19 protein-coding genes are annotated in these 18,540 nt (G+C 71.2%); 15 read left to right on the forward strand and 4 right to left on the reverse strand.

The annotated features are described in order from the left end of the window. Nucleotides 1–25 precede the first annotated feature (25 nt). A complete protein-coding gene (locus AB0J33_RS21190) occupies nucleotides 26–277 on the reverse strand; it encodes a hypothetical protein (RefSeq protein WP_363615723.1) in 252 nt (83 codons plus the stop codon). Further along, entirely contained in the window at nucleotides 259–708 is a 450-nt protein-coding gene (locus tag AB0J33_RS21195; protein WP_363615724.1) for an SPFH domain-containing protein, read from the reverse strand. The genes AB0J33_RS21190 and AB0J33_RS21195 overlap by 19 nt, the downstream gene beginning before the upstream one ends. Nucleotides 709–933: 225 nt before the next feature. Here AB0J33_RS21195 and AB0J33_RS21200 point away from each other — a divergent pair, with 225 nt between their 5' ends. The 8 genes from AB0J33_RS21200 (at nucleotide 934) to AB0J33_RS21235 (ending at nucleotide 8,600) form a co-directional block, all read left to right on the forward strand. Next, complete coding sequence (locus tag AB0J33_RS21200) at nucleotides 934–1,695, forward strand: ABC transporter ATP-binding protein (protein WP_363615725.1); 762 nt, start codon at nucleotides 934–936, stop codon at nucleotides 1,693–1,695. Next, the gene (locus tag AB0J33_RS21205; RefSeq protein WP_363615726.1) at nucleotides 1,682–2,374 is read left to right on the forward strand and encodes an ABC transporter ATP-binding protein; all 693 of its coding nucleotides are present in this window, start codon (nucleotides 1,682–1,684) and stop codon (nucleotides 2,372–2,374) included. Before AB0J33_RS21200 ends, AB0J33_RS21205 begins: the two co-directional genes overlap by 14 nt. A gap of 64 nt (nucleotides 2,375–2,438) precedes the next feature. Beyond that, entirely contained in the window at nucleotides 2,439–3,677 is a 1,239-nt protein-coding gene (locus AB0J33_RS21210) for an ABC transporter substrate-binding protein (RefSeq protein WP_363615840.1), read from the forward strand. 10 nt (nucleotides 3,678–3,687) lie between these two features. After that, nucleotides 3,688–4,569, forward strand: a complete 882-nt coding sequence (locus AB0J33_RS21215) for a branched-chain amino acid ABC transporter permease (RefSeq protein WP_363615727.1) — start codon at nucleotides 3,688–3,690, stop codon at nucleotides 4,567–4,569. Beyond that, nucleotides 4,566–5,579: a branched-chain amino acid ABC transporter permease gene (locus tag AB0J33_RS21220; RefSeq protein WP_363615728.1), complete on the forward strand. Its 1,014-nt coding sequence runs from the start codon at nucleotides 4,566–4,568 to the stop codon at nucleotides 5,577–5,579. The genes AB0J33_RS21215 and AB0J33_RS21220 overlap by 4 nt, the downstream gene beginning before the upstream one ends. A gap of 78 nt (nucleotides 5,580–5,657) precedes the next feature. After that, the gene (locus AB0J33_RS21225; protein ID WP_363615729.1) at nucleotides 5,658–6,329 is read left to right on the forward strand and encodes a transcriptional regulator; all 672 of its coding nucleotides are present in this window, start codon (nucleotides 5,658–5,660) and stop codon (nucleotides 6,327–6,329) included. Between the two features lie 82 nt (nucleotides 6,330–6,411). After that, the gene (locus tag AB0J33_RS21230) at nucleotides 6,412–7,980 is read left to right on the forward strand and encodes an MFS transporter (RefSeq protein ID WP_363615730.1); all 1,569 of its coding nucleotides are present in this window, start codon (nucleotides 6,412–6,414) and stop codon (nucleotides 7,978–7,980) included. A gap of 11 nt (nucleotides 7,981–7,991) precedes the next feature. Beyond that, nucleotides 7,992–8,600 carry a TetR/AcrR family transcriptional regulator gene (locus AB0J33_RS21235; RefSeq protein ID WP_363615731.1) on the forward strand — a complete coding sequence of 203 codons (609 nt, stop codon included), beginning with the start codon at nucleotides 7,992–7,994 and terminating at the stop codon, nucleotides 8,598–8,600. A gap of 10 nt (nucleotides 8,601–8,610) precedes the next feature. On the opposite strand, the gene AB0J33_RS21240 is transcribed toward AB0J33_RS21235, so the two are convergent. Next, nucleotides 8,611–10,530, reverse strand: a complete 1,920-nt coding sequence (locus AB0J33_RS21240) for a helix-turn-helix domain-containing protein (RefSeq protein WP_363615732.1) — start codon at nucleotides 10,528–10,530, stop codon at nucleotides 8,611–8,613. Nucleotides 10,531–10,544: 14 nt separating this feature from the next. Continuing rightward, nucleotides 10,545–11,327, reverse strand: coding sequence for a 3-hydroxybutyrate dehydrogenase (locus AB0J33_RS21245; protein WP_363615733.1), 783 nt, complete (start codon nucleotides 11,325–11,327; stop codon nucleotides 10,545–10,547). 376 nt (nucleotides 11,328–11,703) lie between these two features. On the opposite strand from AB0J33_RS21245, the gene ruvC reads away from it, so the two are divergent. From ruvC to AB0J33_RS21280, 7 genes are all read left to right on the forward strand, one after another. After that, nucleotides 11,704–12,231, forward strand: a complete 528-nt coding sequence (ruvC, locus tag AB0J33_RS21250) for a crossover junction endodeoxyribonuclease RuvC (protein WP_363615734.1) — start codon at nucleotides 11,704–11,706, stop codon at nucleotides 12,229–12,231. After that, a complete protein-coding gene (gene ruvA, locus AB0J33_RS21255) occupies nucleotides 12,228–12,830 on the forward strand; it encodes a Holliday junction branch migration protein RuvA (protein WP_363615735.1) in 603 nt (200 codons plus the stop codon). The genes ruvC and ruvA overlap by 4 nt, the downstream gene beginning before the upstream one ends. 60 nt (nucleotides 12,831–12,890) lie before the next feature. Further along, nucleotides 12,891–13,958, forward strand: a complete 1,068-nt coding sequence (ruvB, locus tag AB0J33_RS21260; RefSeq protein WP_363615841.1) for a Holliday junction branch migration DNA helicase RuvB — start codon at nucleotides 12,891–12,893, stop codon at nucleotides 13,956–13,958. Between the two features lie 122 nt (nucleotides 13,959–14,080). Further along, complete coding sequence (yajC, locus tag AB0J33_RS21265) at nucleotides 14,081–14,437, forward strand: preprotein translocase subunit YajC (protein ID WP_363615736.1); 357 nt, start codon at nucleotides 14,081–14,083, stop codon at nucleotides 14,435–14,437. Nucleotides 14,438–14,714: 277 nt separating this feature from the next. Next, nucleotides 14,715–16,652, forward strand: a complete 1,938-nt coding sequence (gene secD, locus AB0J33_RS21270; protein ID WP_363615737.1) for a protein translocase subunit SecD — start codon at nucleotides 14,715–14,717, stop codon at nucleotides 16,650–16,652. Between the two features lies 1 nt (nucleotide 16,653). Then, nucleotides 16,654–17,847 carry a protein translocase subunit SecF gene (secF, locus tag AB0J33_RS21275; RefSeq protein WP_363615738.1) on the forward strand — a complete coding sequence of 398 codons (1,194 nt, stop codon included), beginning with the start codon at nucleotides 16,654–16,656 and terminating at the stop codon, nucleotides 17,845–17,847. Nucleotides 17,848–17,925: 78 nt separating this feature from the next. Continuing rightward, entirely contained in the window at nucleotides 17,926–18,492 is a 567-nt protein-coding gene (locus AB0J33_RS21280; protein ID WP_363615739.1) for an adenine phosphoribosyltransferase, read from the forward strand. Nucleotides 18,493–18,540: the final 48 nt, after the last annotated feature.

Below are 18,540 nucleotides of genomic sequence, written 5' to 3' on the forward strand. Positions count from 1 at the left end.
CCCGTCCCGGGTGGGCCGGCTTCGGTCACTTGCCGGTGACGATGCCCGGGTTGATGCAGAGCCCCGGGTTGGCGCCGTTCTTCTCCGCGATCTCCAGGCAGCGGGTCACCTTGTCGACCTTCGCGTTGGTCTCGGTGATCTGCTTGGAGATCTCGGCGTTCTTGCGGTCCTGCTCCAGGTTGCGGGTCTGCGCCAGCTTGTCCTGGAACGCCTTGATGTTGCCCTCGGTCTTGTCGTCGTGGTTCACCCGGGTGATGGTCACCGAGAGGATGTCCACGTCGGGCCCTTGTAGTCCATGAACTGCTTCGGCGCGTTCTCCGGTTTGACCTGCCACTCGACGAGCACCTCGACGCAGGCGTCGGCGAGCGTCCCGGTGCGCACCCGTACGCAGTTGTCGCCGCCGATGTGGTCGTACTTCTGCCGGCCCGCGTCCCACTCGCCGACCTTCTGCCAGGGCGCCACCCACTTCAGGCCCGAGCCGGTCACCTCGCCGGTGGGCTTGCCGAAGCTGGTGACGATGCCGACCGAGCGGATGGGCACCGAGTGGGCGCTGGAGGCGACGCCGACCACCAGGGTGAGGGCGAGGAAACCGAGCGCCGCGAGGGCCGCCATCCGCTTGAGTGACCGCGCGGGAGCGACGAGGGCGACGACGGCGCTGACCGTCAGGGCGACGGCGAAGACGATCGCCATGGTGAAGCCGACGGGCATGGGGTGGGGACCTTCCGCTGGGCTGTGTGGATCATCAACTTAGGTGGTCCGGTCAAGCCGGTGGAGCGGGGGAGTGGAGTTCACGCACGTCATCCGCCGGTCGAATATGGAGCCCATCGACATGGCTCGACTCCTGCGGCCCGCCGTAGGTTTCGTCCACGCGACGGGGCCTGTGACCACGGTCACCGAACCGACCGTCGCCGCGAACGTGCGGAGGATGAGGCGATGGCCGGGCAAGCGCTCCTGTCGGCCCGTGGGCTGACCCGGGACTTCCGAGGCTTCCGGGCGGTCGACGACGTCGACCTCGACGTGGCACCGGACACCGTGCACGCGCTGGTCGGCCCCAACGGCGCGGGCAAGACCACCCTGTTCAACCTGCTCACCGGCTTCCTGCGACCCAGCGGCGGGCGGATCGAGCTGGCCGGGCGGGACGTCACCGGGCTGCCACCGGAGCGGGTGGCGCGGCTCGGGGTGGCCCGCTCGTTCCAGATCACCAGCCTCTTTCCCCAGCTGTCCGCCCGCGAGCACGTCGCGTTGGCGTTGCAGTCGTCAAGTGGCCTGGGCTGGCGGTTCTGGCGTTCGGCGAAGCTGCTGGGCCGCTACACCGAGCGGGCCGACGAACTGCTCGCCATGGTGGGGCTGGTCGAACTGGCGGACGCGCCCTCGGCGGCCCTGGCGTACGGCCGCAAACGCGCCCTGGAGCTGGCCATCGCCCTGGCACTGGACCCGAAGGTGCTGTTGCTCGACGAGCCGACCGCCGGGATGGGTCTGGAGGACGTCGACCGCACCGTCGAGCTGATCGGTCGGGTCCGTGCGGGCCGGACCGTGGTGATGGTCGAGCACAACATGAGCGTGGTCGGCCGTCTCGCCGACACCGTCACCGTGCTCCAGGCCGGCAAGGTCCTCGTCGAGGGCCCGTACGAGCGGGTCCGCGCCGACGAGCGCGTCATCACCGCCTACCTGGGAGCCGCCGATGCTGCGCATTGAGAACCTGTCCGCCAGCTACGGCGAGGCGCAGGTGCTGCGCGACGTCAGTCTTGAGGTGCCCGCCGGTGAGGTGGTCACCCTGGTCGGCCGCAACGGTGCCGGCAAGTCCACCCTGCTGCGCTGCGTGATGGGGCTGCACGCGGGTCAGCGCGGCACTGTGGAGTTGGACGGGCGGGACATCACCCGGCTGCCGGCGCACAAGCGGGCCCGCCTCGGGCTCGGCTGGGTGCCCGACGACCGGGGCAGCTACGCCACCCTGACCGTCACCGAGAACCTCACGCTGCCGCCCACGGTCGGCCCTGACCCGTGGTCGCTGGAGCGGGTTTACGAGGCGTTCCCGGCCCTGCACACCCGGCGGGACTCCGCGGCCACCATGCTCTCCGGCGGCGAGCAGCAGATGCTCGCGCTGGCGCGGGTGCTGCGGATGGGCGCCCGGCTGCTGCTCTGCGACGAGCCCACCGAGGGTCTGTCGCCGCTGTTGGTGCAGCAGGTCGGCGACCTGCTGCGCGAGGCCAAGCGGCACGGGGTGACCGTGCTGCTGGTCGAACAGAACCTGCACTTCGCCACCGGTGTCGCCGACCGGCACTACCTGCTCGCCGAGGGACGTGTCGCCGAGGCGATGGACAACTCCGAGGTGCGGTCGCGCGAACGCGAACTGCTCGCGTACCTCGGGATCTGAATTTCTTCCGACGACGACCCGCGCGACGACGCGTGGGATGGATGGAGTGGGCATGCGCAGGACGATGGGTGTGGCCGCCGCGTCGGCCGTGGTGGTGCTGGTCGCCGGATGCGGTGGCGGTGGTCCCCAGTCGAGTGGCGACCAGAAGCTGACCGGCGACAAGATCGTGTTGGGCGTGCTCAACGACCAGTCCGGGGCGTACTCGGAGTTGTCCGGAAAGAACTCGGTGACGGCGGTGGAGATGGCGATCGCCGACTTCACCGCGAAGTACGGCGACAAGGCGGTGACCAAGGACATCACCGTGGAGACCGCCGACCACCAGAACAAGCCGGACGTGGCCAATTCCAAGGCCCAGGAGATGTACGACCGCAAGGGCGTCGACCTGATCCTGGACGTGCCCACCTCGTCGGCCGCGCTGAAGGTCGCCGACGTGGCCAAGGAGAAGAAGAAGCTCTACTTCAACATTGGTGCGGCGACGACCGACCTGACCGGCAAGAGCTGCAACAGGTACACCTTCCACTACGCGTACGACACGTACATGCTGGCCAACGGCACCGGGAAGACCACCACCGAGCAGATCGGCAAGAACTGGTACATCCTGTACCCGAACTACGCGTTCGGTCAGGACATGGAGAAGAGCTTCTCCACCGCGATCACGGCGGCCGGCGGCACGGTCGTCGGCAGGGACGGGGCGCCGTTCCCGAACACCAGCGGCGACTTCTCCACCTTCCTGCTCAAGGCGCCGAACCTGAACCCGAAGCCGGACGTGCTGGGCACCATGCAGGCCGGCGCGGAACTGGTCAACGTGGTGAAGCAGTACAACGAGTTCAAGCTGCGGGACAAGGGCGTCGGCCTCGCGGTGGGGCTGATGTTCCTCACCGACATCCACTCGCTCACCCCGGCCGCGCTGGCCGGCACCACGTACACCGACGCCTGGTACTGGAATTTCGACGCGAAGAACCGGGAGTTCGCCGACCGCTTCCAGCAGAAGGCCGGCACCCGGCCGACCTTCGCGCACGCGGCCAACTACTCCGCCGCGTTGCAGTACCTGGAGGCGGTGCAGGCGGCCGGCACCGACGACGCGGACGCCGTGGTCAAGGGCTTGGAGGGCAAGACGGTCGAGGACGTCTTCCTGCGCAACGGAAAGATCCGCGCCGAGGACCACCGGGTGGTGCACGACGCGTACCTGGCCCAGGTGAAGCCGCAGTCCGAGGTCAACGAGCCGTGGGACTACGTGAAGGTGCTCAAGACGATCCCCGCCGCGGAGGCGTTCCGCGCGCCGTCCGCGGACTGCAAGCTGTGAGCGGCTGGCTGTGAGCGGCTTCGCGCAGAACACCTTCAACGGGTTGGTGAGCGGGGCTTTCTACGCCCTGCTCGCCCTCGGGCTCGCGGTCATCTTCGGCATGCTGCGGGTGGTCAACTTCGCGCACGGCGCGTTCTACATGCTCGGCGCGTTCGGGGCGTACGTGCTGCTCACCGAGGCCGGAGTGCCGTTCTGGGCCGCCCTGGTGATCATGCCGGTGGGGCTGGGTCTGCTCGGCATGGCGCTGGAACGCGCGGTGATCCAGCGGTTGACCAGGCTGGACCCGCTCTACAACTTCCTGCTCACCTTCGGGCTGACCCTGATCCTCCAGGACCTGGTCAAACTGCGCTACGGCGTGCAGTCCAGCCCGTACCAGACGCCGTCGCTGCTGAGCGGGTCTGTCGACTTCGGGCTGTTCGACTTCCCGACGTACCGGGTGTTCATCCTCGGCTTCACGGTGCTGCTCTGCGTCGTCGTGTGGTGGACGCTGACCCGGACCCGGATCGGCATGGTGGTCCGGGCGTCCACCGAGCGGCCGGACCTGACCCGGGCGTTCGGCATCGACGTCGGCCGGTGGGTGACCCCGGTCTTCGGCTTCGGCATCGGGCTGGCCGGCCTCGCCGGTGTGTTGGCGGCGCCGATGCGCGCGGTCAACCCGCTGATGGGCGCCGACCTGATCATCGTGGTCTTCGCCGTGGTGGTGATCGGCGGGCTGGGCTCGATCTTCGGTTCGGTCGCCGCCGGCTTCGGCATCGGCCTGGTGCAGGCGTGGGGCGAGGCGTACCTGTCCAACTTCCCGCTCGTCTCGCAGACCATCGTCTTCGTCGTGATGGCCGGCGTGCTGCTCTGGCGCCCGGCCGGCCTGTTCGGTCGGGAGGAGGCCCCCGCATGACCGACACCGTCGACACTCCCGCCGACACGTCCCGCTCCACGCCGCCGTCCGGCCTGGTGGCCGTGGCCCGGGCCCCCGGCTGGGTGCGGTACGCGCTGCTCGCCGTCGGCCTGGCCGTCGCGGCGTGGCTGCCCAACGGCCTCTACCCGGCGGTCGCGGTGGACATTCTCTGCTGGGCGCTGTTCGCCGTGGCGGTGGACCTGCTGCTCGGCTTCACCGGGCTGATGTCCTTCGGGCACGCCGCCTTCTGGGGCACCTCCGCGTACGTCACCGGATTGGTGGCCATCCACGCCGGCCTGCCGTTCCCCCTCGCCGTGCTGGCCGGGGCCCTCGCCGCCGCCGTCCTCGCCGTGCCGATCGGCTACCTGGCGGTCAAGCGCACCGGCATCTACTTCGCGATGGTGACCCTGGCCTTCGCGCAGCTGGTCTACTACGTGGCCAACGAGTGGCGCTCGGTGACCCAGGGCGAGAACGGCCTCCAGGGGGTGCCCCGCGACCTGCTCGGTGTCGACCTCACCGACGACTACTACTTCTACTACGCGATCCTGCCGATCGTGCTGCTCGGGCTCGCCGCCGCCTGGCGGATCGTGCACTCGCCGTTCGGTCGGGTGCTGGTGGGCATCCGGGACAACCCGGCGCGGGCGCGGGCGCTGGGCTACCCGGTGCACCGCTACAAGCTGACCGCGTTCGTGCTCTCCGGGTTCATCGCCGGCCTCGGTGGCGGATTGTTCGCGGTCGGCCACCGGTTCGTCTCGCTGGACATGCTGCACTGGACCACCTCCGGCAAGGCGGTCATCGTGGTGGTCCTCGGCGGGATCGGCACCCTCTGGGGCGGAGTGCTCGGCGCCGCCCTCGTGGTCCGGCTGGAGGACTGGTTGTCGTTCTCCGGGTTCGAGGCGATCGGCCTGGTGACCGGCGGCATCTTCGTCCTCGTGGTGGTGCTGTTCCGCCGCGGCATCTGGGGCAGCGTCGCCGCGCTGGCCCACCGGCTGGCGGCCCGTCGCCGCTGAATCTCCGCGCCGGCGCATCCGGCACGCGCCCTTCGAGCGAACCCCCGGGTAGAGAACGTCTACCCGGGGGTACGTCTGGTGCTGACCGATCCGATGCCGGCGGAGGCCGTGGAGATCGCGCACAAGCAGGTGTCGCTGGCGGCCGAGGACCTGGACGCCAACGGCGTCGCCTCGGTGCTGCTGGAGCTGGCCGGGGCGTGGGGCGTGCCGGCGCTCTGGGAGCAGGTCTGCCGTCCGTTGCTGGCCCGGCTGTCCGGGCGTACCGCCGTCGAGGTGGTCATCGCGCACGCCCTCTGCGAGGGTGTCCGGGTCGGGTTGGACGCGTACCGCCGGGAGCCGGGCCGGTCGCTGCCCACCGGCGGGGTGCTGCTGGCCGGCGCCGAGAAGGAGACGCACAACCTGGGCCTGCTCGCGCTCGCCGCCGCCCTGCGCGAGCAGGGCCGCGGCTGCCTGGATCTCGGCCCCGCGCTGCCCTGGTCCGCGCTGACCGGCGCGGTGCGCCGGGCACGCCCGCGCACCGTCGTGCTCTGGTCGCAGACACCGGTCACCGGCCGCGCGTACCGCCTGGTGCGCTTCGCCCGGGACTTCCCGCTGCTTCGGGTGTACGGCGCGGGGCCGGGCTGGATCGAACCGCTCGGCGATCCGGCGATCCGTCTCGGCACGTTGGCGGACGCCGTCACGGCCTGTCTGCCCGACGCTCCGGCGCGTGATCCGGGCCACATACGATACGGATCGGTGCCGTATCGTTAATACGCGTCGTAGGCTGACTCGCGTTACGAGTCTGACCCGTATCGTATTTCGTCGCGGGTGAAACGTGGGGGGAAAACCAGGCATGGAGCTGCACAACAACACGGGACACCCGAGGCGGTGGCCGATCCTGGGGGTGCTGGTGATCAGCCTCCTCGTGGTCGTCCTCGACAACACGATCCTCAACGTCGCCCTGCGCACCCTGGCCGACCCGGTGCACGGCCTCGGGGCCAGCCAGGGCGAGCTGGAGTGGTCCATCAACTCCTACACCCTCGTCTTCGCCGGGCTGCTGTTCACCTTCGGGGTGCTCGGCGATCGCGCCGGCCGCAAGCGCTTCCTGATGATCGGTCTGGCGCTGTTCGGCCTGGCGTCGCTGCTATCCGCGTACGCGGACAGCCCCGCACAGCTCATCGCGGCCCGCGCCCTGATGGGGGTCGGCGGCGCGGCCATCATGCCGGTGACGCTGTCGATCATCTCCAACGTCTTCGACCCGCGCGAGCGCGGTCGGGCCATCGGCGTCTGGGCCGGCGCGGTCGGTCTCGCCGTCGCGATCGGCCCGATCCTCGGCGGCGCGCTGCTGGAGCACTTCTGGTGGGGCTCGGTCTTCCTGATCAACGTGCCGGTGGTCGCCGCCGGGGTGGTCCTGGTGGCGCTGCTGGTCCCCGAGTCGCGTGACCCGCGACCGGGCCGCATCGACGTGCTCGGCGTCCTGCTCTCCGTGGTCGGTCTGGTCGCCCTCTCCTACGGCATCATCGACGGCGGCGAGCACGGCTTCGACCGCCCGACGGCCTGGGGCTCGATCCTGCTCGGCCTCGTGGTGCTCGCCTGGTTCGTGCAGCACGAGCGGCGCAGCGACCACCCGTCGCTGGACGTCCGGCTGTTCAAGGTGCCCCGGTTCGCCGCGCCGGTCGCCATCGTCGGCCTGGTGTTCTTCGCCGCGATGGGCTCGATGTTCTTCGGCTCGTTCTACCTGCAACTCGTGCGCGACTACAGCCCCTTGCAGACCGGTCTGCTCTTCCTGCCGTTCGCCGGCGCTCAGCTGATCTTCGCGCCGCGTAGCGCCGCGATGGTCCGCCGCTACGGCGGTAAGGCCGTCGCCACCGTCGGGTTGGCGCTGACCGTGGTGTCCCTCGGCGCCTTCGTCTTCATCGGCGCCTCCACCCCGATCTGGATCGTGCTGCTCGTCTTCCTCATCCAGGGCGCCGGGATGGCGAACATCATGCCTCCGGCCACCGAGTCGATCATGTCGGCGCTGCCCCGGGAGAAGGCCGGCGTCGGCTCCGCGGTCAGCAACACCATCCGCCAGGTGGCCGGTGCGCTCGGCGTCGCCGTCCTCGGCTCGGTGCTCTCCGCCGTCTACCGCAGCGACATCGGTGACTCGTTGACCGGTCTGCCCACCCAGGCCCACGACGCGGCCAACGAGTCGATCTCCGGCGCGTACGCGGTGGCGGGCCAGATCGGCCCGGCGGCGCCGGCGCTGATCTCGGCGGCCAACGACGCCTTCGTCACCGCCATGCACTGGGCGGCCGGGCTCTCCGCGGTGATCGCCGCGCTCGGGATCATCGTGGTGCTGCGCTGGATGCCGGGCAAGGAGGACACCAGCGTCGCCCCGGCGGCTCCGGTCGCCGAGCCCGAACTGGCCGGCACGGCATAGGTTCGACGAGAATGGCGGACATGACGTCCACTGCCGATGCTCCGCGGTCGCCCGGGCGACCGCGGAGCATCCGCGCCGACGAGGCGATCATCGAGGCCACCCTCGACCTGCTCGCCGAGGGCAGCACCATCGAGGCGCTCTCGATCGAGGCGATCGCCACCCGCGCCGGGGTCGGCAAGGCCACCATCTACCGCCGCTGGGCCGGCAAGGAGTCGTTGCTGCTGGACGCGCTGCGGCGACTCAAGGGCATCATGGCGCAGCCGGCGGGCCACTCCGTCCGCGACGACCTGGTGCTGCTGGTCGGTGCCATCGGCAAGAACGTCGACCCCCGAGCGGCCAAGATCATGCCGTGCCTGGCACCCGCGGTGAACCGCAGCGCGGACCAGTTCCAGCTCTACCAGAACATCATCGCGCCCCGACGGCAGCTCATGCGCGAAGTGCTGCGCCGCGGCATCGACGAGGGCGTGCTGCGCGCCGACATCGACGTCGAGGTGACGATGGCGTTGCTGAGCGGGCCGATGTTGATCCAGCGGGTGCTGCAGTGGAATCCGGACCTGGACGAGCAGTCCCTGCCCGAACGGGTCGTCGACGCCGTGCTGGAAGGCATCCGGGCCCGCTGACCGGCGTCGGTCAGCCGGCCGGTGCGCGCAGCCGGTGCAGGCGCAGCGCGAGCTGCACCTCCAGCGCCCGCTCCGGGCGCTGCCAGTCGACGCCGAGCAACTGCCCGACCCGCTCCAACCGCTGGGTCACCGTGTTGACGTGCACGTGCAGCTGCTCGGCGGCCCGGGCCAGGCTGCCACCCACCCCGAAGTACGCCTCCAGCGTCTTCACCAACGCCGTGCCGCGCCGGGCGTCGTAGTCGAGCACCGGCCCGACGGTGGCGGTGAGGAACTCGGTCACGTCCTTCTCACCCCGGTCACCGACCGTGCCCAGCAACAGGCCGACGAAGCCCAGCTCCACCGTGCTCGCGCCCTGCCCGGCCCGGCCCAGCGCGCCCAGCGCCGTCAGGCACCGGTCCGCCTCCTGGAACGTTCCGGCCAACGCCGCCGGCGTGTTCGACGGGCCACTCGCTCCGGCGGTCACCGGACGGCCGGTCACCCGGGACAGGTCCCGGGCCACCGCGCGGGCGCTGCCACCCGCGTCCAACCCCGGCAGCATCAGCACCACCCGGCCATCGCGCGCCGCGGCCAACCCGCCGCGCGCCGAGGCGTACGTGGTGGCCCAGGAGAGCACCCGCTGCCGGGCCGAGCCGGTCGCGGCGATCGCGTCATCGCCCACCGCCACCAGCACGTGCGGCGCGTCCAGGTCCACCCCGAGCCGGCGGGCCCGGCTGCGCAGCGCGTCGGTGTCGCGCAGCGGGCGGGCGATCAGGTCGTCGAGCAGCTCGCCGCGAACCCGCCCCTCCGCCTCCGCGACCGTTCGGCGGAACAGCAGCAGCAACGCGGTCACCAACGCGGCCCGCTCCAGGATGCGCTGGTCGGCGTCGACCAACTCGTCGTCCGGGCGCAGCACCAGCGCGCCCAGGTTCTCCGCGCCGGCCACCACGGCCGCGTACCAGAGCGGACCGCGGCGGACGCTGCGCCCCTCGGTCCGGGACGCGGCCACCGCCTCGACGATGTCCACCCGGTCCGGCTCCTCGATCTCACCCACCCGGGCCAGCAGGCGACCCTCGGCGTCCAGCGCCAGCAGCGCGCCGCCCAGCACCTCGGTCACCGCCGCCGCCACGTCCTCCACACCGCCGCCGCGCAGCACCAGCGCGGTCATACGGTCGTGTGCCGCCGCGGCCCGCTCCACCGAGCTGCTGTGCGCCCGGATGGTGGTGTTCGCCGCCGACAGCTCGGCCAACGCCGACCGGGTCTCGGTCAGCAACCGGGCGGTGTCGATCGCCACCGCGGCGTGCGCGGCCAGCGACACCAGCAGCGCCACCTCCTCCCGGACGAACGGCCGGGCCGACCGGTTGGCCGCGTAGAGCACCCCGATCGAGGTGGACCCGAGCCGCAGCGGCACCCCGAGGATCGCCACCAGACCCTCCTCGCCGACCCCGGCGTCGATCTCACCGGTGTGGTGGAAGCGCGCATCCTCGCCGTAGTTCGCCGTGACGTACGGGGCTCCGGACTGGGCCACCAGACCACCCAGGCCCGCGCCCATCGGCAGGCGCAGCCGCTGGAAACGCGCCGAGACCGACCCGTCGGTCACCCGCATGTAGGTGTCGCCGCGCTCGTCGTCGTTGAGCGTCATGTACGCCACGTCCGCGCCGAGCAGGTGCCGGGCCCGGTGCACGATCGCCCGCAGCACGTCGTCCAGGTCGCGCAGCCCGGCCAGGTCGCTGACCGTGTCGTACAGGCCGGACAGCTCGCTCTCGCGGCGACGCCGACGCTCCAGCAGCGCGCGGACCCGCAACGCCACCGACTTGGCCTGCTCCAGCTCGGCCAGCCGGTCCGGCGGCAGCCCGGCGGCCCGCGCGGCCACCAGTGGTCCCTCGAACTCGACCGCCGCGGCCTCACGGGCGAGCAGCTCCAGGAACTCCACCGGCGATGACATGGTCGACATTGTGCTCGGGCCCACTAGTTCGCCGTCCAGCCCCCGTCGAGGGCGATCGACGCGCCGGTGATGAAGGCCGCCGGCGGCGAGCAGAGGTACGCCAGCAGCTCGGCGACCTCCTCCGGCTCGATCAGTCGCTTGATCGCGGCCCGGGCCAGCATGATCTTCTCGATCACCTCGGCCTCGTCGATGCCGTGGCTGGCCGCCTGGTCGGCGATCTGGCTCTCCACCAGCGCGGTACGCACGTAGGCCGGGTTGATGCAGTTGGCGGTGACCCCGTGCGCGGCGCCCTCCAGGGCGACCACCTTCGACAGCCCCTCCAGGGCGTGCTTGGCCGAGACGTAGGCCGCCTTGTACGGCGAGGCACGCAACCCGTGCACCGAGGAGATGTTGACGACCCGTCCCCAGCCCCGGGCGTACATGTGCGGCAACGCCCGGCGGATCAGCAGGAACGGCGCCTCCACCATCACCCGCTGGATGTACTCGAAGCGCTCCACCGGGAAGCCCTGTAGCGGCGCGACGTGCTGGAGCCCGGCGTTGTTCACCACGATGTCCACGTCCACGTCGAGCGAGTCGACCGCCGTGACGTCGGACAGGTCGACGCCCTCGGCCCGACCGCCGGCCTCGGCGGCCACCGCCTTCGCCGCCTCCAGGTTGCGGTCCACCACGAGCACCTTGGCGCCGGCCGCGCCCAGCCGCAGGGCACACGCCCGTCCGATGCCGCTGCCGCCCCCGGTGACCAGGGCGGTCCGACCGGAGAGGTCGACCTGTACGACGTGGGGGACCGCCACGGGTTCTGCCGTCATGGCGCAAGAAGTTACGAGCTGTGTGCTCCCCGGCACATGGGCCAGCGACACATACTCCGTACCAAAGCTGTGTGGCCCGACGGCCCCCTGGCCGGCGCCCGCCCCGCCGCGCGGCCCCGCCCACGGTCAAGATCGCGCAACAACCAGGATGTGGTGGTGTCCCGCCGCCGCATGGCCACTACCTCCTGGTTCGAGCACGATCGTGACGACGGCGGGTGATCCGCCCCCCGACCCCCGGTCGCGCGGTGTGCGGGGCGCGGCGATGCGGGTGGGATGCCTGGGGCGGGGTGGCAGGGCGTGTCCCGTGGGGGCGGTGGGAAGGGCGGCGGTTAGGGTGTCGAACACACGTACTGCTGACGGCTGGGGAGGGGGCGGCGTGCGCGTGCTCGGTGTGGACCCGGGGTTGACCCGGTGTGGGGTGGGCGTGGTCGAGGGTGTGCCCGGCCGGGCCTGCACCCTGGTCGCGTACCACGTGGTCTACACCGACCCGGCCGACGACCTGGCGCTGCGCCTGTTGCACCTCGACCGGTCGTTGACCGATTTGGTGGCCAGGCACGAGCCGGAGAGCGTCGCCGTCGAGCGGGTGTTCAGCCAGCACAACGTGCGTACGGTGATGGGCACCGCGCAGGCCAGCGGTATCGCGGTGCTGGCCGGGGCGCGGGCGGGGCTGCCGGTACAGACGTACACGCCGAGCGAGGTGAAGGCGGCGGTGACCGGGTCCGGTCAGGCGGACAAGGCGCAGATGACGGCGATGGTGACCCGGCTGCTGCGGTTGGCCGAGCCGCCGAAGCCGGCCGACGCCGCCGACGCGCTGGCCCTGGCCATCTGCCACGTGTGGCGTGGCGGGACCCGCTCCAAGCTGGCCGCCGCGGCCGATCGGGCACGACGAGGAGGAGCACGATGATCGCCAGCGTGCGCGGCACGGTGACCGCGACGGGTCCGGACCAGGCCGTGATCGAGGTCGGCGGGGTCGGGCTCGCCGTGCACTGCGCCCCGGGGACCCTCGCGGAGCTGCGGGTCGGCCAGGTCGCCCGGCTCGCCACCAGCCTGATCGTGCGGGAAGATTCGCTGACCCTCTACGGCTTCGCCGACGACGACGCCAAGTCGCTGTTCGAGCTGCTCCAGACCGCCAGCGGGGTGGGCCCGCGGCTGGCCCAGGCGGTGCTGGCCGTGCACACCCCGGACGCGGTACGCAAGGCGATCGCCAACGCCGACACGGCCGCGCTGACCCGCGTACCCGGAATCGGTAAGAAGGGCGCGGAACGTCTGGTGCTGGAGCTGCGCGACCGGATCGGCCCGGTCCCGATCGGCGCCGACGGGGTGGCCGGGGTGACCCGCGGCAGTTGGCCCGACCAGGTCCGGCAGGCACTGGTCGGGCTGGGCTGGACGGCCGGTCAGGCCGATCAGGCGGTGGCCGCGGTGGCCGAGTCGATCGAGGGGGAGGCCCCGCCGGTCCCGGTCCTGCTCAAGCAGGCCATCCGACTGCTCGGTCGGACCCGATGACCGCCCGACCACGACGGGCGGCGGCACGATGAGCTGGTGGCCGCGAATGAAGAGGGCGCGATGAGCGAGACCGAGGGGCTCGTCTCGGCGTACGTCAGCGACGCCGACCGGGACGCGGAGGCCACGGTGCGGCCGAGGCGGCTGGCCGAGTTCATCGCCCAGGACCGGGTTCGCGACCAGCTCGACCTGTTGTTGCAGGGCGCGATGCGGCGGGGGTCTCCGCCGGACCACATCCTGCTGTCCGGTCCGCCGGGGCTGGGCAAGACGAGTCTGGCCAACATCGTCGCCGCCGAGTTGGGGGCGGGGATTCGGGTGACCAGCGGCCCGGCGATCGAGCGTTCCGGTGATCTGGCGGCGATCCTGACCAGTCTCGCCGAGGGCGACGTTCTCTTCATCGACGAGATCCACCGGATCGCGCGGCCGGCCGAGGAGTTGCTCTACAGCGCCATGGAGGACTTCCGGGTCGACGTGGTGGTGGGCAAGGGTCCGGGGGCGACGGCCATTCCGCTGGACGTCGAGCCGTTCACCCTGGTCGGCGCGACGACCCGTTCGGGCCTGCTGACCGGGCCGATGCGGGACCGGTTCGGCTTCGTGGCACACCTCGACTTCTACGCGCCGGCGGATCTGGAGACGTTGTTGCACCGCTCGGCACGGATTCTCGGTGTGCCGATCACTCCGGAGGGCGCGACCGAGATCGCCGGTCGGTCCCGGGGCACACCCCGGATCGCCAACCGGCTGCTGCGCCGGGTCCGTGACTACGCGGAGGTACGGGCGGACGGGGTGGTCGATGTCGACACCGCACGTGCCGCCCTGATCGTGTACGACGTGGACGCGCTCGGCCTGGACCGACTGGACCGCGCGGTGCTGACCGCGTTGGTCGACTCGTTCCGGGGCGGCCCGGTCGGCTTGTCCACGCTCGCCGTGGCGGTGGGGGAGCAGCCGGACACGGTCGAGGAGGTGTGCGAGCCGTTTCTGGTGCGGGCTGGGCTGTTGGCCCGTACCCCGCGGGGTCGGGTGGCCACCGAGGCCGCCTGGCGGCATCTGGGACGCAATCCGCCAACTGGTACATTTGGTGCGGATAGTCCGCCTGTGCCCGATCTGTTCTCGTTGGATGCCGATCAGCCGTGATGTGAACGTGATCTGTGCCGCATTCGGTGTTCTCAGGTGCAGGGTTTAGACTTCGCCGCGGTCTGTACAGGACGTGAGAATCCGCCTCCGCTCCGGCACCCCCCGTGCCGGGCAGGTGGCCAATGGGAAGGTCAGTAACTGTGCAATACCTAGCAGCGGGCAGCGGGGCCGGCGGTTTCACGCCGATCCTGATGATCGCCCTGCTTTTCGGCGTCATGTACTTCATGATGATCCGGCCCCAGCAGAAGCGCCGCCGCGAGGCGGAGGCCATGCAGTCCAACCTTGGCCCCGGCGACGAGGTCGTGACCATCGGTGGGCTCTACGGCACGGTCACCGGCATCGAGGACGACACCGTCCTGATCGAGGTCGCACCGGGCGTGCAGACCCGCTACGCCCGCCCGGCCATCGCGCGGGTGGTCACCCGCGCGGAGCTGCCGAGCGAGCCGGTCACCGAGGACGCGGACACCGCCAAGGACTGACCCTCCTCCCGGAAACGGCGAGTCCGGCGCACGGCCGGTCGACCGGCTTCCGGGTCTCGCGCCCCGACGGGGCAGCGGACGAGACGTGAAAACTGGATAGTTGGGTCGACGCCGGGCGTCGGCGCGGTCCGGTGACCGTCGGCGTTGCGCGCCGGGGGTGCCCGGTCCTCGTGCCGGCATCTCGTCGGCTCAAGGCAGACCCGTCGGGCGGGACCCCCGGCCCGACACCGCCGTCGCTGCGCACAGCGGCGCGACCGTACAGGGAGACAGGACAGCCGTGGCACCACCTCAGGGACAGATGCGCCCCGGGCGGCAGCTCGCCGTGCTCGGGTTCATCTTCGTGGTCCTCTATCTTTTGGTGTTCTTCGCCGGCGCCAGCGGCGGCGTGAAGGACCGGCTCGAGCCCAAGCTCGGTCTGGACCTGATCGGCGGCACCCGGCTGACGCTGGAGGCGACCAACTCCGTCGATGGCAAGCCCCCGACGGCGGAGAACCTGGAGGAGGCCCGGCAGATCATCGAGAATCGGGTCAACGGGCTCGGCGTGGCCGAGGCCGAGGTGGTCACCGAGGGCAACCGGAACATCGTCATCTCCCTGCCCGGTGAGAACCGCGACATCGACGAGGTGGGCAGCGCCGCCGAGCTGCGCTTCCGCAAGGTGCTCAAGGCCGCGTCCGGCACCGGTGTGGCCGAGGCGCCGCCGGCCGCCACGCCGGCCCCGTCCGGCAGCGCCGCCCCGTCCGGCAGCGCCGCCCCGTCCGGCAGCGCGACCCCGTCCGGCGCCGCGACCCCCACCCCGACGGGGAGCGCGTCCCCGAAGGTGACGTCGTCGCCCAGCGGCGGTCAGGGCGGCATGGCCCCCGCGTCGCCCAGCGCCACGCCGACCCCTTCGGCGTCCGCCACGGCCTCGCCGAGCGCCGCCGCGCCCACCGCCAGCGCCGAACCGGTGCCGGCGAGCGTGGAGCAGCAGCGCAAGGCCGTCGAGCAGAAGGTCGGCGCCGCCGCCTGGCAGGCCGCCAACGGGCTACAGGCCCCGGCCGACCTGAGCGCCGACCCGTCGCTGGCCGACAAGTTCAAGCCGTTCGGCACGCTGTCGCCGCAGGAGGTCGCGGTGTTGCCGGCGCAGATGCAGTTCAACGTGCCGACGATCGGCTGCGCGCAGCTCGACAAGCGCCCGCCCGCGTCGATCTCCGACCCGAAGCAGCAGGTCGTCGCCTGCGAGGACGCCGCCTCGAAGTACCTGCTCGACCAGGCCAAGGTGCTGGGCACCGACGTGGACGACGCCGACGCGGTGCTCGACCAGACCAACTCCTGGGTGGTCAGCCTCGACTTCACCGGCGACGGCCAGGGCAAGTGGACCGCGCTGACCCGTGAGGCGTTCACCAACGAGGGCCAGGGCTGCGACGCGACCGCGCTGGGTCAGGACGGCAAGTGCCGGGTGGCCGTCGTGCTGGACAACGAGATCGTCTCCTCCCCGGAGATCCAGGGCGTGCTGACCGGCAACTCCCAGATCACCGGCACCTTCACCCAGAAGGACGCCAGCACGCTCGCCGGCCAGCTGCGCTACGGCGCGCTGCCGGTGACCTTCGAGCAGCAGGAGGAGCAGAACGTCACCGCCACCCTGGGCGCCAGCCACCTGCGCGCCGGGCTGCTCGCGGCGGGCATCGGGATGCTGCTGGTCATCATCTACTCGTTCTTCTACTACCGGCTGCTCGGCTCGGTGATCTTCCTGAGCCTCATCCTCTCCGCGCTGCTCGTCTTCGGCGCGCTGGTGGTGCTCGGCCGGCAGATCGGCTTCACCCTCACCCTCGCCGGCATCGCCGGGATGATCGTCTCACTCGGTGTGGCGGCGGACTCGTTCGTCATCTACTTCGAACGGTTGAAGGACGAGATCCGGGAGGGCCGCAGTCCGCGTAGCGCGGTGCCGCGCGCCTGGATCCGGGCCCGCCGCACGATCATCTCGGCCAACGCGATCACCCTGCTCTCCGCGGTGGTGCTCTACGTGGTCTCGGTAGGCACGGTCAAGGGCTTCGCGTTCGCCCTCGGTCTGGCCACCGTGCTGGACCTGGTCGTGGTCTTCCTCTTCCGGCACCCGATCATGACGATGTTCGCCCGCACCCGGGCGTTCCTGTCCCCGCGGGTCAGCGGTCTCGGCCGGGCACTTCCGGCCCGTAACCAGCCGACTCAGCCCCGCAACCCGCGCGCCAAGGAGGCCTGAGATGGCTCAAAACGGTCTGGCGAGCCGCCTCTACAACGGCGAGGCCGGTCTCAACATCGTCGGCCGGCGCAAGCTCTGGTTCGGCGTCGCCGGGGTCCTGATCCTGATCGCGATCCTCAGCTTCTCGATCCGCGGCTTCAGCCTCGGCATCGAGTTCGCCGGTGGCAACTCGTTCCAGGTGCCGGCCAGCGTCGGCACCCTGGATGACGCCGAGCGCGAGGTCAACTCGGCGCTCGCCGCCGAGAACACCGGCATCGAGGTGGTGACCGCTCAGCAGGTCGGCGGACCCGGTGGTGACTCCTACGAGCTGCGCACCGGGCAGCTCAGCGCCGAACAGGCCAACGCCGTCAAGGCGCAGATCGCCGAGGACCTCGGCATCGACGTCAACCAGATCAGCGGCAACCAGGTCAGCGAGGCGTGGGGCAGCCAGGTCACCGAGCGGGCCCTGCTCGGTCTGGTCATCTTCATCGCGCTGGTGATGGTCTACCTGATCCTGCGCTTCGAGTGGCGGATGGCGGTCGCCGCCGTCTCCTCGCTCGTCATGAACCTGATCCTCACCGCCGGCATCTACTCGCTGGTCGGCTTCGAGGTCACCCCGTCGACGATCATCGGCTTCCTGACGATCCTGGGCTTCGCGCTCTACGACGTCGTGGTGGTCTTCGACAAGGTCCAGGAGAACACCCGGGGCATCACCGCCAACAACAACCAGACCTACAGCGAGGCGGCCAACCTGGCCGTCAACCAGAGCCTGATGCGGTCGTTGAACACCTCCGTGGTCGCCCTGCTGCCGGTCGGTGGTCTGCTCTTCATCGGCGCCGGCCTGCTCGGCGCGGGCACGCTGAAGGACCTCGGTCTGGTGCTGTTCGTCGGTATGGCGGTGGCGTTCCTGACCTCCATCCTGGTGGCCACGCCGCTGCTGGCGCTGCTGAAGAACTACGACCCGCGGATCCAGGCGCACAACAAGCGCGTCCTGACCCGCCGGGGTGCGATCGCCCGGGGCGAGGTCACCGGCAAGGGCGCCGCGAGCCCGGCCTCGGCCGACGCGACCGACGAGCCCGTCGACCCGGACTCCGCCGCGTTGGCCGGTGCCGCCCCCAAGGTCGGTGCTCGACCGGCGGGCAAGCGACCGACCGGCGCCCGGGGCGGTCGCCCTGGTGGCGGCGGCAACCGGCCAGGTGGCGCCAAGCGGCGCTGACCCGCCAGAAAACACCCGAACGGCGTCCGGCATGCTGTTGCCGGACGCCGTTCGTCGTCGAAGGGGAGCGAAACTGCCGTGACGGAGACCCACAGCACCGCGGCGCGCGGAGACAGCGGCCCGGAGGCCGCCCGACTGGTCGCCAGTCGGGTCCTGGACGTGCCCGACTTTCCCAAGCCCGGCGTCCTGTTCAAGGACCTGATGCCGCTCTTCGCCGACGGCAGGGTCTTCCGCGAGGTGATCGACGGGATCGTCGCGTACCACGGGCGGGACTCGTTCGACGTGGTGGTGGGCATCGAGGCGCGCGGGTTCGTGGTCGCGGCCGCCATCGCGTACGCGACCGGGGTGGGCGTGGTGCCGGTGCGCAAGGCCGGCAAGCTGCCCCGCCCGGCGCACTCGGTCTCCTACGCGCTGGAGTACGGCGAGGCCACCCTCGAGGTGCACGAGGACGCCTTCACCGCCGGGCACCGGGTGCTGGTGGTCGACGACGTGCTGGCCACCGGTGGCACCGCCGAGGCGACGCTGGACCTGGTCGAACGGGCCGGCGGGACGGTCAGCGGCTTCACCGTGCTGCTGGAGCTCGGCTTCCTGGGTGCGCGGGAACGACTGGCGCCGCGTCCCGTGCACGCCCTGTTGACCGTTTGATCCTCAGGCTGTCGGGCCGACCCGGCGCCGACCGTCCGGCGGAGCGGC

Origin of the sequence: Micromonospora sp. NPDC049645 (assembly GCF_040675155.1) — a bacterium.
Lineage (GTDB): Bacteria > Actinomycetota > Actinomycetes > Mycobacteriales > Micromonosporaceae > Micromonospora.

Excerpts from the sequence above, each read along its gene's own strand:
- yajC (WP_363615736.1), top strand. The coding sequence starts at position 14,081 with ATGGGAAGGTCAGTAACTGTGCAATACCTAGCAGCGGGCAGCGGGGCC.
- ruvB (WP_363615841.1), top strand. The coding sequence starts at position 12,891 with ATGAGCGAGACCGAGGGGCTCGTCTCGGCGTACGTCAGCGACGCCGAC.
- AB0J33_RS21205 (WP_363615726.1), top strand. The coding sequence starts at position 1,682 with ATGCTGCGCATTGAGAACCTGTCCGCCAGCTACGGCGAGGCGCAGGTG.
- AB0J33_RS21210 (WP_363615840.1), top strand. The coding sequence starts at position 2,439 with ATGGGTGTGGCCGCCGCGTCGGCCGTGGTGGTGCTGGTCGCCGGATGC.
- AB0J33_RS21235 (WP_363615731.1), top strand. The coding sequence starts at position 7,992 with ATGGCGGACATGACGTCCACTGCCGATGCTCCGCGGTCGCCCGGGCGA.
- AB0J33_RS21240 (WP_363615732.1), bottom strand. The coding sequence starts at position 10,530 with ATGTCGACCATGTCATCGCCGGTGGAGTTCCTGGAGCTGCTCGCCCGT.
- AB0J33_RS21200 (WP_363615725.1), top strand. The coding sequence starts at position 934 with ATGGCCGGGCAAGCGCTCCTGTCGGCCCGTGGGCTGACCCGGGACTTC.
- AB0J33_RS21245 (WP_363615733.1), bottom strand. The coding sequence starts at position 11,327 with ATGACGGCAGAACCCGTGGCGGTCCCCCACGTCGTACAGGTCGACCTC.
- AB0J33_RS21195 (WP_363615724.1), bottom strand. The coding sequence starts at position 708 with ATGCCCGTCGGCTTCACCATGGCGATCGTCTTCGCCGTCGCCCTGACG.
- AB0J33_RS21220 (WP_363615728.1), top strand. The coding sequence starts at position 4,566 with ATGACCGACACCGTCGACACTCCCGCCGACACGTCCCGCTCCACGCCG.
- ruvA (WP_363615735.1), top strand. The coding sequence starts at position 12,228 with ATGATCGCCAGCGTGCGCGGCACGGTGACCGCGACGGGTCCGGACCAG.
- AB0J33_RS21230 (WP_363615730.1), top strand. The coding sequence starts at position 6,412 with ATGGAGCTGCACAACAACACGGGACACCCGAGGCGGTGGCCGATCCTG.
- secF (WP_363615738.1), top strand. The coding sequence starts at position 16,654 with ATGGCTCAAAACGGTCTGGCGAGCCGCCTCTACAACGGCGAGGCCGGT.